This window comes from Microcystis sp. M109S1 (assembly GCF_020247025.1).
Taxonomy (GTDB): Bacteria; Cyanobacteriota; Cyanobacteriia; order Cyanobacteriales; family Microcystaceae; genus Microcystis.
This window is the reverse complement of record NZ_JADBRW010000307.1, coordinates 1-12,476: the sequence shown is the minus strand read 5'-3', so window position 1 is coordinate 12,476 and position 12,476 is coordinate 1. Positions and strand designations below refer to the sequence as shown.

Below are 12,476 nucleotides of genomic sequence, written 5' to 3'. Positions count from 1 at the left end.
TTCCGAAAGTCCTTGACTTGTTTCAGTTTTTCTATTAAGCTCAACATATATTTAAAAGGTTGCCGGTCACTTCTCATTTTACCTGACGGTGATCGCTTTTACTTTTGATATTCTGATGGGAGAATGAAACAGCCCTAGGGTTTGGGGGGTAGACCCCCCAAAAGCTTGGATTGAGTCATAAAATCGGAAGTGATACTAAATCCGTTAAGTATAGGCTACATATCGGGAGAGGCACTCATGCAAAAGGGGCAGTAAATAATCAGTTTTTAATAACCGGATTTAGTATGATATGTTCAATCTCCAGCAATCCTAACACATATTTTTGTAAACTTAAACAATACCCACAGCGATTGTTAGCTTGTTGGCGAATTTTATCTTTAGTATAGTCGGGAATAGGGTTAGGATTCATGCTTCTAAGGGTGAAATTAATCCTCTTTTAAACGCTTCATTTAATCCTTGAGACTTCTTTAACAAGTTTATTTGATAAATTTGCATCAATGACCAAAGTTCCCTATTTTCAAAGGTTGATAAATCCCTCTCTTGTTGTTCATTGAGCAACTCGCTTAATCTTTGATCCTGTTCTGATGCCATTTGTAATTGAGTTAATTTGATAATTTCTTCATCTGATAATGAATTTAGGGATGAGATTTTTTCGCCTTGATAATTGGGACTAATAGAAAAAGCGATCGCTTCTACTAATATATCATTAAGATCACGGTTAATTGAATGGGCTAAGGATTGAGCTAGATTAAAAATCTCATCAGGTAAAGTTAAAGTAATTGAAATAGCCATAAGCTTTTTTGATGCTGGTTTATAGAGATATTATAATTATAACTCAAATTTTTTGGCGATTTCGAGGCAAGATTTACCGATAACTTAACTCACAGCAAACCCAGTTAACTTACGAGTTTCCAGATCGTAAAAAGCTAAAACTATATCTTCTTTAGAAATACCCTCCCTTAATAATTCCGTAGCGATACCTTCCTCAGTCCAATCCTCCTCAATATAAATCTTCTCATTTTTAATCCTAATATGGACTTGAATATTCCTGATTTTTTTCTTGCCTTCCCAACCCATAAAAAGCCAAAAATACTGATCATGTATCTCATCAAAAACAAGACAACTTTCTTGATCTAAATTAGCAGAACCAGAAACCCATTCGTGATATTCTGTTAATACTTTTTTAATGGCATTACGATATTTTTTTAATCTATCCATTGTAAAATTTTCTCCTTTTCCATTTCAACAACCAGCAAAAGTAATTGATTTATTTTCACAATATCCTGAATTGATTCTCGTTGGAAAAAATTTTCATAAATGCTGTCTTTAATGGCTAGATAAATTTGATATTCTGGTTCGGTAAGACTGATTAAATTTCGATATAAAATATATTGTCCTAAAGCTATTTCAAAATCTCTCATAGGTGAGGGACTTAAAAAGCTTTTGATTTCCACAACAATTTTACGTCCATTTCTTTCAGCAGCCAAAGGTTTTTCTGCTGCTAAATCAGCAAATAATTCAGCATCTTTATATTTAATTTTATAAGGATCAGCTAAAATACTCCAACCGTCTTTAATTAAGGCATTTTTCACGGCTTCATGGTAAATATCTTTTGCTGGCATGGTTCTAAAAAAGTAATTTCATTAGTTATATTTAATTTTATTAACAATCCTAAGTCTGATAAAATCGGTAATCAAATTTAAATCAGTTATCGAGTCTGGTTCAAATTTAATTTTTGTTGATGATAAAATTTAGTTTAATTTAAACGATCCCCCCTTCTTCCCTTAATAAGGGTGCTGATAGTCGGGGGGATCTGAATTAAAACCCACTTACTTAGGGGAGGATTGTTGATTACTTCCCTCTAGTTTTTTCGGCCCAAACTTTGCTGGGTAATCCCCAAACATAGATGAAACCTTCGGCAGCTTTATGATCAAATTGATCCTCGGCTCCGTAGGTAGCTAAATCGGGAGAATAGATAGAATTGACTGACTGACGACCGACCACTTTAGCGTTACCTTTAAACAGTTTCACTCGGACCGATCCCGTTACCTGTTCTTGGGTTTTGATGATAAAAGCATCGATCGCTTCCTTTAAGGGACTGTACCACAATCCTTTATAAATTAACTGTCCGTAGGTATCTTCAATTCCCCGTTTATATTGGGTAACATCTCCAGTTAAAGTCAAACTTTCTAGGTCCCGGTGAGCGTCAATTAAAACTAATAAAGCCGGGGCCTCGTAAATTTCTCGGGATTTAATTCCCACTACCCGGTTTTCGATCATATCTAACCGACCAACACCGTGTTTACCCACTAGGTCATTTAATTGACTAATTAGCGTGACGGGAGCGAGATTTTCTCCGTTTAAACTGACGGGAATCCCCTGATTAAAACCAATATCGACGTATTCCGGCTCGTTGGGAGTATCGGCGATCGCTTTGGTCATTAAATAGATTTCTTCCGGGGGTTCCGTCATCGGATCTTCCAAGGGACCGGCTTCAATACTGCGCCCCAACAGGTTACGATCGATACTAAAGGGTGAGGATTTTTTCACGGGAGACTCAATCCCGAATTTTTCCCCGTAGGCGATGGTTTCTTCCCGGCTCATGCCCCATTCCCGGGCGGGAGCGAGAACTTTTAAACTAGGATTGAGGGCCATAATGCCCACATCAAAACGCACCTGATCGTTACCTTTGCCGGTGCAGCCGTGAGAGACGGCATCGGCCCCGTATTTCTCGGCGGCCTCTACTAATAATTTAGCGATTAAAGGACGAGCCAGGGCGGTAGAAAGGGGATAACGATTTTCGTACAGGGCATTAGCTTGAATTGAGGGAAAAGCGTATTCTTTGACGAATTCTTCCTGGGCATTGACCACTAAGGATTCGATCGCTCCGCAGCGCAGAGCTTTTTCTTGAATTGGTCCTAATTCGTCTCCCTGTCCTAAATCGGCGGCTAGGGTAATCACTTCTTGCACTCCCCATTCCTGTTTGAGATAGGGAATACAAACGGAAGTATCGACTCCTCCGGAATAAGCTAAAACCACTCTCTTGGCGCGTCCCATAATTTTTTCACCTAAAAACGACTAATTGATTACTCTTTTAATTTTATTATATATCTTGGGGATTTGATGCTTCTTTTTTAATGCTTTTTTGTTTAGTTTTTGATGAAGAAAAGGAATAGGAAGTCACGAGCAAAGAGCAAAAACTAAACGGGCAACCAGCCGCTATTTACGTTTACTGGCAGGACGACGGGAGGATTTTTTCGGAGCGGTATTTTGGGGATTATCGTTAGTTTTATCTTTAAATATTGGAATAGTAAAATGAAACTGACTGCCGTTATTTTTGCCCTGGGATTCTGCCCAAATTTCGCCGCCCCAACCATTAACGATCTGACGACAGATAGCCAGTCCTAAACCGGTTCCCCCGGCACTGCGTCGCAGGGCCCCCTCCTCTTGGTAAAAGCGATCAAAAACCTGTTCTAAACGATTGGGTTCGATCCCGCGTCCAGTGTCAGAAATGGTTACTTCTAGAGTTTTTGGCTTTCCCGAAGCGACTTCGATCGAGACACTTCCCTCCCGTCCGGTAAACTTACAGGCATTATCGAGCAGTTTGGAGAGTAATTCCACTAACCACTCGCCATCGGCTAAAACAAAGGGCAGATTGGGGGGGACAAGATTGCTAATTTTTGGGTTGTCGTTGTCGAGATTGCGGGAGTGAACATGACTGATGGCTAATTCCACACATTCCGATAAGGATAAAGCTTCGGGATTCCAATTAACCCGGCCACTTTCTAACCGAGAAAGAGTTAAAAAATCTTGGATTAATTTACGCATTCGTTCCGCATCTTTCAGGGCAGTATCAAGCATAATTTGGCGCATTTCTGCCGGCATATCCGGTTCCGAGGCCAAACTTTCTAGACAGACTTGAATGGTGGAGAGGGGGGTGCGTAATTCGTGGCCGGTTATGGCGACTAAATTAGAACGAGTGCGATCGAGGGCGGCCAATTGTTCATTTAAATCCTGTAAATTAGCGTATGCCTCTGCTTGAATGAGGGCGACTCCGATTTGAGTGGCCACCGCATCCACAAGGGCAACATCCTCGCTTTTCCAAGTGGTGGTATAGGGTCCACAGTGATGCAGTTCCAACATTCCCAAGAGACGACTTTGGTAAAGAATCGGTACTAATAACCAGGAATAGATGGAACATTCCCGCACGAGATTTTGAATGGAATCGCCGGGGAGACGGGGATCGTGAATAGCGTCTTCGATTTTCAGGGATTCTCTCAATTCCAGCACTTCCTGAAAAAGAGGATTATTTTTCAGGGGCCATTTTTGTCCTTTGATGGAACTAATGCCGGGGTTTAAAAATTCGTGTTCGATGGTGGCGTTAATGTCGGCCTCATGACAACGATAGACCACGCAGCGACAGACTCCCAATCCCTGCCCCAATTTCTGCACTGCCACCTGTAGGATAGCTTCCGGATCGAGGGAACGACGGATCGAGGCTGTCACCGAGTTGATCAGTCTTTCCTTGTGTTCTTTCGATGCCAAGGAACGATTGGCTTTCAGCAGTTTATACTGTCCCGCTTGCAAATAAGTGACCAATCGCTGGACAAAGGGATCTGATTCCTCTTGATGATCCCTGTCCGTCAGTTCACAGATCAGGTATTCTTCTTGAGCGCGCCTAATTTTGTCGGCTAGTTCGGGACGATAATCGAGAATATGATTTAAAAGAATTTGGGCGGCCTGTTGACTCCCATGGCGATCGCTCGTCCAAATCCCCTCAAAACGACGATTATTATCCATAGCTGCCCCATTTTCCCCCTCTGCTGTCAGATGGGTTCGTTCCCGACAGATTAAACAACTAGCATAATGGCGACCGATAACCACTAGATGCCATTCTTGGGCTAAACTGTCCTCCGGTTGAAAAGCGATCGTCTCGTAAATGTCGGAACTATGCTTAAAATCGGTTTCTGGGGCCGACAAAACATAAACTTGCCCGCTTTTGTGGGCAATGCGTCGATAGCGATGGGCCTCTTGACGATAAAAGCGCTCACGCTGAAAACTGGCAATCACTAACGGTTGATCGTCTTCCGCTAAAACCTGATCCTCCATGGCGTGGGATAACGCAGTCAGGGATGCTTTGAAGTACATCTGCGATCGCCATTGGGGGAGTAACTGCAACAGTTCTGTTAAAACAGAAGTTGATCTGCTCATCGATAATCTGTCTCGAGTCGGGTGTGACTAAGCTAAACGGCGCTTAACCTGCATGATCCAATAGCTATAACCCTTTTGGAGTCTATATCGGTGATCCGAAGTAAAAGCCGTTTAGCTTAGCAAGCGCGATAGAGGGAACTAGCAATTTCTCCCTTGACCCTATCCTACAGGCTCAAGGGGACAAGAGGTGAGATCGTGACGTCAAGAAATTTAAACCGAGTGATGCCAAAAGTGAGCGAAATTATTCTAGTTAACTAGATGTAGGCGACTTTCATTGCCCAAAGGATCAGAGCAATAATACTACCGATAACGATAATCGACGATATCGCCACTACTGCCGGTTTATCGGCTCCCTCGAATTTCATGATGCCACGATTTAAGTCTGACATTGCCCTTAACTCCTTTTCATGAGATGGATGTAGAAAGTATGAGACACTTTAGGATCATAAATTAGCGAACTCTCATCTATCCGTGTTATTAGAAATTGGTATCATTCGGCTGTCTTTAATCATTCTAGGCGTTCTTTTCGCCCTTGCCCTTTTCCTTGAGGCTATTTTAAGAATTGTCTTCGGGTTCGGTAATCCGCTTATTTACGAAGCTGATGCTGAAATTGGCTATCTTTTGGCTCCTAATCAACAAACGCGCCGTTTTTCTAATCTTATCGCCGTTAATCAGTATTCGATGCGGAGCGATCCGATTACACCTCAACGGCCCCCGGAGACGACGAGAATACTGTTAATCGGGGATTCGATCGCTAATGGCTCCTGGTGGACGGATCAAAAAGAGACCATTTCTGCTTTAATCACCAAAAATTTAGGCCAGAATCTGACTGGTTCAGTGGAGGTTCTCAATGCTTCGGCCAATTCTTGGGGACCGCGCAATCAATTGGCTTATCTGCGACGTTTCGGAACCTTTGAATCCCAGGTGATTGTGTTATTAATGAACACCGATGATCTGTTCGCTTTAGCTCCTAGTTCGGCGGTGGTGGGACGAGAAATTAATTATCCCGCTCGCCGGCCGGCTTTAGCTTTAATCGAATTGTACGATCGATATTTTAAGCGTTATCCTCCCCTGCCACCGGTGCGAGAAGGGGGCGATCGAGTGGACAATAATTTAACCGCTCTTGCCCAAATTCAAGCCCTTGCTCAGGCTAATCAAGCCCGTTTAATTATCGCTATTACCCCCCTCATTCGCGAAGCTCAAAAACAGGGGCGAGATTATGAATTAAAAGCCCGTCAAAGACTAGCAGATTTCACCGACAACCAGCAGATTTTTTATCTAGATTTTCTGCCCATTTTTCAAGCCCATCCTACTCCTGATTCCCTCTATCGCGATAATATTCATCTTAGTGGAGACGGTAACGAGTTAATTAGTCAAAAACTGACCGAGGCAATCAAAAATGTCTTTTAAGTAGGGTTGACTGAAAAAGTTTGGGCTCTTCGTTACTTGGTATGGTTCGATAGGGGGGGCATAAATCGACTAAATCCTTATCTGGCAAGAGATTTAATTGATTAGCTCGTTCTAGATCGAAAACAATTGCCAAAAATCGAAGCAATGTCTTTCTCTATAAGGGTTTCATCTCTTATCATCCTGTCCGTTGCATAAGATAAACCGAAGAACCAAAGTTTGTTGCTGGAGTCAGTTATCAGTTATCAGTTATCAGTTATCAGATGTGAGTTTACTGGGGAGCATCTCAGTTCTGCGATGAATATAAACACTTAGGAAAAACCAGCGATCAGCAAAATTTGGTTTTGCAAGTGAAAAGAAATAGTGTACAATGACGAGAGACTGAAACTCAAAATTATCCCAATTCTTGAGGTTGATGCGTTTTATTTTTGAAATGGCGACTTATGAAAATCACAAAAAGCATCCTCTTGGCAGTTCCCCTGCTGTTATCAGGTCCCTTATCCCACGGAGTAATTGCACAGACAGCTCCAACAACTCGCTTCCAAGGAAATATTTCAGGGGTTTTCACCAATGCAGACACTGGAGTTGTTACCGGTTTAGGGACTAATAATTTCACCTGGGGCGTAGGATCACCACCACCACCGGGTCGCTTGACTTTTACGGGAAAACCATTTGATGTCAATGTTACGACTGGATACGTTTACGGACCTCGGGCTAGGAATGATCGGGAAGTTTTTTCTTTAGGTACGCTGGACTATTTTAATGGCACAATTCAACTAGGGACAGAAGCTAACAGCGTCCGACTAGATGTGACAACGCAGGTGACTTCTCCAGTAGGAACTAATCCTACAACTTTTCAAGCTCCACTCAACTTGATCAACTCTCCCAATACAAGCGATCCGATTGCCAGTGCCGACTCGGTTTTTCTTCCTAAAAATCTACCGCCAGTAGTCATGCAAACACCAGGTGGCGCTCCTATAACTCTGGAAATACCTGGTTTTGGGACAACTACAGGAAGCGGGTTTTCTACAATCGACCAGTTCTTTGTCTTAGAAGGGGGAACGGCTACAGCTGATTTGCTAGGTCGCTTTGTACCAGCTTGTGAGCCAATTGTCAACGGAGCTACCTCTGTTTCCATCAGTGGTCCGACCATAACAGCAACTTTTCAACCCAAATTTAATCTGACAATTTCTCAGGCTGCTCAGCTTTGTGGTTATGACCATTTTAATTGGTATCAAGTCATTGATACCGATCCCAACCCTCCTGGTGGTTTATCTGTACCTTATGTAGATCCACCTATAGGAGGTGGACCTGCTTTCGGAGGCTTTGCAGATAACCTACCTTTTTATTGGGATGAACAAGGAGCAACTGGTACAGGCTATCATCTCCAAGACAATTTAACAGCAAATACATTGCACTATGAAGATACACCTTCTGAACCTAGCTTGACAGCTGGACAATTTCTCGGTTTCAACACCTTTCTTGTTGGAGTATTGCCTGATAATACTTGGGATACACTCTATGCTTTCAGTTGGAAGAGTAACTTTAACGGAACAGTCGGAGGAGTAAGTAGTCGGCGTACTATTGGCTCTCCAGATCCAGGTGGCACAGGTGGTGTATTCGATCTCCAACTCGATCTTAATCCTGATGAAGTACCAGAAGAAGTAAGGAATCTAATGGAAAGAGATGGTTCCCGAAATGCTTCTACCACAATTGAACCGGCTGCCAAAGTACCTGAACCTTCGACACTACTGGGGACTATTCTTGCTTTAGGGGTTGGGCTTTTTTCCAGGAAAGCCAAGAAAAATCAGAAGCATTGATGCAATGAGTTGAGTAACATTACCATCTGCCAAGGTTACTCAAAAAAAAGAAAACTAACACTCCTCAACCAGCTTGAATTGAGGAGGTTTTTTTATAATTTTTCCAGTTTATTCGTTATTAAGTCAAACCGCCAATTTGCTGTTACATAGCGCCTTTCATTTTCAACATAGTGGGGATAGTTTTCTATATCATAAAATTGTGAATTATTAGAAAACTTTCCTAATTGAAAAATCCTCAACTTAGAAAATTCCTCATTTTCCTGACAATTGTTAACATCAAACAATTTGCTATAACGAATACTCCTTCTTAACGGGCCAGTTCCAGGATAGTATTCGTCACTTTCTGGTCTGCCAGTAGCAAAGAGAACTGCGAGAAAATGATCGTTGGCTGAAAATACAAACTTCTCAGGTCCGACTGTAGTAACATTTTCCAGTTGGCACGCCAACGTCAGTTTTGGATAGTTATACAAGCGCAGCTTGCCTTCGCTATAAGTTAAGAATTTTTTTTCGTTATGAGAAAATCCATAAATCCTTTGTGGGAAAGTGGCGAGTTGACGGCCGGTTTCTAAATCCCAAAAAGCTGCCCGATCTTTTTGAGATGTAACAAGAGTTTTTCCGTCTGCTAAAAGTAAAATCTCTCTGACGACAACACCTGTTGCCATGTGAAAATTATAAATAACTTCCCCTGTAGTTTTGCTTTTAACAATAATTTGACCGCTGCGATTACCAATAATTTGATAAGCTATAGTTCTTGTCATTCCTGCTTCTAAATTATTTCTTTGAATTGGATTATGCGACAATAAAATGCCAATAATTCCGAGAATAACGATGATGATTTTTAGAGCAATTAGCTGGAATTTTTCTCTCATGCCTAAATTTTTATTAATGCAAAGGACACCAGTACACGGCCAATTCAAGTCTGAATTGCATCAGGATATATTACTGTTTACTGTTTACTGTTCACTGAAAATACTCCCCAATTCATAATTCATAAGTGGGTGGTTGGAATTAAATATAAGATGAACGTAGGTTGGGCTTCGGCCTTGATCTCAGCCGAACGGTTGAAGCATGAAACCCAACGCCCGCTCATGTTACGCTACCGCTAACCCATCCTACAAATAATTGTACCTCCCTACTTAATTCCCTAACAACCATACCAAAGCTTTTCTATCTGCTTTGCTAGGGCCGATAACTCAGAGCGATCGCTTGTATCCCTTAACAGGGTGACATGGCCTAATTTTCGACCGGGGCGGGATTTTTTACCATACCAAAAAACGTGAGCCTCCGGAATTGCCGCTAAAACTGCTCGTTTTTCGGCGTAATCGCCGTCACTATCCTCAAAACCCAATAAATTAACCATAACTGCCCCGGCAGATTTTAAGTCCCCGGCTCCGAGGGGCAAATTAGCCACTGCTTGCAGTTGTAGGGCAAATTGGGAGGTAAGACAGGCAGAAAGGCTGTAATGACCCGAATTATGGGTACGGGGAGCGATTTCATTAATCAATACCTCTCCCTGGGAAGTGACAAATAATTCCATCCCGAAAACCCCCACCGCCGACAAACTACTTAACAGATGACGGGCGATATATTCGGTTTGAGCGTGTAAAGATTGATTAAGAGTGGCGGGAGCGATTACCCAGTGACAGACTTGCTCCTCTTGATGGGTTTCCACCACGGGATAGGTGACGATTTCCCCGGTTAATCCCCTAGCGGCAACGATGGCTAATTCGCGCTCGTAGGGAATATAAGCTTCTAACATCAAGTCAAGAGGCTCTAATTGCGGCTTTTTGGCGTTTAATTCTTCAGGAGTGCGAATAATAAAGGTTCCTTGACCATCATAACCGTGTCGTCGCGCTTTCAGCACTAGCGGAAAAGGATAATTTTCTAGTTGGGATAAATTATCTATCGCCCAAAAATCAGGCACAGGCAACCCTAGGGAGCGTAAATAACATCTTTGCTTGTATTTATCCAATAGGGGGCGCAGATTTGCCAAACTAGGATAGAATTTCACTCCTGTGTCCGCTAATTCTTCTAGGGCATCTAAATTAACAAACTCATTTTCAAACGTGATCAGATCACAATGTTGAGCTAGTTTTTTTGTGCCTTCCACGTCAGCTATTTCTGCGAAGACAACCCCGTCAGCTAAAGCAACGGCGGGATCGTCGGGGTGTGGTGTTTGTACAATTAGAGAAATGCCTAATTTCTTGGCTTCCTGTGCCATCATCCAAGCTAATTGTCCACCACCAATAACACCAACCCTTGTTTGCATCATTGATCACATCCTAAAGATTCCGGGGTAGAGACGCCGGTTTTTGAGTTTACACCCTCGGCTCTTTCACAGAGATTTTTGATTTGTTGAGCGTCAAGCACTGCAAAACTAAAATCAGCACCGTTGATATTTACTCCCTCGAAAATGGTACGCAGCATAATTGCTTCGGCAAAAATGGCATCGCTTAAATCAGAATTTTTAAAGGTACTCAGATAGGCTAACCCATTGGTTAAGTCCGCTCCATGAAAGTTGCCTTCGATGATAGAGGCTCCGTTAAACACCGCCCCGCGCAAATCGGCAGAACTAAAGTTAGAATCTTGGAGATTAACGTTAGTAAATTGGGCAGATTGCAAATTTTGTCCCGAAAAATCCTTTCCTGTCAGATTCTGGTTTTCATAACTGGCATTGGCTCCTGTGACAGCAGCAGAACTGGCAGCTAAGGCATTGACAGGAGATAGGATAAATAGTAAGGCAAAAAAAGCGATCGCTAATCGAAAGATAGTCTTCATCAGGGGAAAATTCCATCAGTGGGCATTCTTGATTTTATAGCAGTAAGCCATCGGCCGTCAGCTTTTCGCTGGCCGCTAGAAATTGCTGGCACAGAAACCTTTATAATAGCTGTCTAAGCTTATACTGCCATGCAATTTAGTCTAAACAAAAATATTTAAGCAACGGGCCATCAGCTTTCAGCTAAATACAAAAGTTAATTAATTTTCTCTCTCCTGACTCCTATTTCTAAGGACAATTTCTGATTTATACAAGAGGTTTGATGGATACATCGCAACTTTTATTCAATGGTTTAGCCGTCGGCAGTATTATTGCTCTGGCTGCTGTTGGGTTAACCCTTACCTGTGGCATTTTGCGTCTGTCTAATTTTGCCCACGGCGATTTTATGACTTTGGGTGCTTACATAACTTGGGTGGTAAATGCTCAAGGGATTAATCTCTGGTTAGCGATGCTGGTGGGGGCAGCGGTGACAGCTATTGCCATGCTCATTGCCGAGAGATTATTGTGGAAACCCATGCGCGATCGACGGGCTGATTCTACCACTTTAATTATTATTTCGATCGGTTTGGCTTTATTTCTTCGCAATGGTATTTTAATGATCTGGGGCGGTAGTAATCAACGCTACGATCTGCCTGTGATGACCGCTACAGAAATTTTTGGGATTAAAGTAGCTTTCGATCGCTTGTTAGTCATTGGTTTGGCAATTATAGTTATTATTGCCCTCCATTTGTTATTGCAAAAAACTAAGATCGGTAAGGCGATGCGCGCCGTAGCTGACAGCACCGATTTAGCTAGAGTAACCGGAATTAACGTCGAATGGGTTGTCTTCTGGACATGGATAATTACGGGAGTTTTAACTGCTTTAGCCGGAGCGATGTTCGGGTTAATTACTGGGGGAGTGCGTCCCAATATGGGCTGGTTTTTAATCTTACCAATGTTTGCCGCCGTGATTTTAGGTGGTATTGGTAATCCCTACGGAGCGATTGCCGGGGCTTTAATTATTGGTGTTGCCCAAGAAATTAGTGTTCCCTTAATTGGTTCTGATTATAAATTAGCCGTGGCTTTATTAATTATGATCTTGCTGTTATTATTCCGTCCCCAAGGTTTATTTAAAGGCACGGTTTAACAGTTATCAGTTATCAGTTATCAGTTATCAGTTATCAGTTATCAGTTATCAGTTATCAGTTATCAGTTATCAGTTATCAGTTATCAGTTATCAGTTATCAGTTATCAGTTATCAGTTATCAGTTATCAGTTATCAG

13 protein-coding genes are annotated in these 12,476 nt (G+C 42.2%); 3 read left to right on the top strand and 10 right to left on the bottom strand.

Annotated elements, in window-relative coordinates:
- Positions 1-259: 259 nt before the first annotated feature.
- The 7 genes from IM322_RS15320 to IM322_RS15290 form a co-directional block, all read right to left on the bottom strand.
- Complete coding sequence (locus tag IM322_RS15320) at positions 260-409, bottom strand: hypothetical protein (RefSeq protein WP_287075609.1); 150 nt, start codon at positions 407-409, stop codon at positions 260-262.
- A complete protein-coding gene (locus IM322_RS15315; protein ID WP_287075611.1) occupies positions 406-792 on the bottom strand; it encodes a hypothetical protein in 387 nt (128 codons plus the stop codon). The genes IM322_RS15320 and IM322_RS15315 overlap by 4 nt, the downstream gene beginning before the upstream one ends.
- An 84-nt stretch (positions 793-876) precedes the next feature.
- Entirely contained in the window at positions 877-1,218 is a 342-nt protein-coding gene (locus tag IM322_RS15310) for a XisI protein (protein ID WP_002780558.1), read from the bottom strand.
- Positions 1,206-1,622 (bottom strand): XisH family protein, encoded by a 417-nt coding sequence (locus IM322_RS15305; RefSeq protein ID WP_287676459.1) that lies wholly within the window; start codon positions 1,620-1,622, stop codon positions 1,206-1,208. Before IM322_RS15305 ends, IM322_RS15310 begins: the two co-directional genes overlap by 13 nt.
- A 229-nt stretch (positions 1,623-1,851) precedes the next feature.
- Positions 1,852-3,057, bottom strand: a complete 1,206-nt coding sequence (locus tag IM322_RS15300) for an argininosuccinate synthase (RefSeq protein ID WP_287676460.1) — start codon at positions 3,055-3,057, stop codon at positions 1,852-1,854.
- Positions 3,058-3,219: 162 nt separating this feature from the next.
- Positions 3,220-5,211 (bottom strand): DICT sensory domain-containing protein, encoded by a 1,992-nt coding sequence (locus tag IM322_RS15295; protein WP_287676461.1) that lies wholly within the window; start codon positions 5,209-5,211, stop codon positions 3,220-3,222.
- 254 nt (positions 5,212-5,465) lie between these two features.
- Positions 5,466-5,600, bottom strand: a complete 135-nt coding sequence (locus tag IM322_RS15290; RefSeq protein WP_002736350.1) for a hypothetical protein — start codon at positions 5,598-5,600, stop codon at positions 5,466-5,468.
- A gap of 82 nt (positions 5,601-5,682) precedes the next feature.
- On the opposite strand from IM322_RS15290, the gene IM322_RS15285 reads away from it, so the two are divergent.
- Positions 5,683-6,621, top strand: coding sequence for an SGNH/GDSL hydrolase family protein (locus tag IM322_RS15285; protein ID WP_287676462.1), 939 nt, complete (start codon positions 5,683-5,685; stop codon positions 6,619-6,621).
- 440 nt (positions 6,622-7,061) lie between these two features.
- Positions 7,062-8,438, top strand: coding sequence for a PEP-CTERM sorting domain-containing protein (locus IM322_RS15280; protein ID WP_287676463.1), 1,377 nt, complete (start codon positions 7,062-7,064; stop codon positions 8,436-8,438).
- Between the two features lie 92 nt (positions 8,439-8,530).
- On the opposite strand, the gene IM322_RS15275 is transcribed toward IM322_RS15280, so the two are convergent.
- From IM322_RS15275 to IM322_RS15265, 3 genes are all read right to left on the bottom strand, one after another.
- Entirely contained in the window at positions 8,531-9,307 is a 777-nt protein-coding gene (locus IM322_RS15275; protein WP_287676464.1) for a WD40 repeat domain-containing protein, read from the bottom strand.
- A 275-nt stretch (positions 9,308-9,582) separates the two neighbouring features.
- Positions 9,583-10,710 (bottom strand): 5-(carboxyamino)imidazole ribonucleotide synthase, encoded by a 1,128-nt coding sequence (locus tag IM322_RS15270; RefSeq protein WP_287676465.1) that lies wholly within the window; start codon positions 10,708-10,710, stop codon positions 9,583-9,585.
- Positions 10,707-11,216 carry a pentapeptide repeat-containing protein gene (locus IM322_RS15265; RefSeq protein ID WP_002760385.1) on the bottom strand — a complete coding sequence of 170 codons (510 nt, stop codon included), beginning with the start codon at positions 11,214-11,216 and terminating at the stop codon, positions 10,707-10,709. Before IM322_RS15265 ends, IM322_RS15270 begins: the two co-directional genes overlap by 4 nt.
- Positions 11,217-11,476: 260 nt before the next feature.
- Between IM322_RS15265 and IM322_RS15260 the strand changes: the two genes are divergently transcribed.
- Complete coding sequence (locus tag IM322_RS15260) at positions 11,477-12,340, top strand: branched-chain amino acid ABC transporter permease (protein WP_286825061.1); 864 nt, start codon at positions 11,477-11,479, stop codon at positions 12,338-12,340.
- The last annotated feature ends 136 nt before the right edge of the window (positions 12,341-12,476 follow it).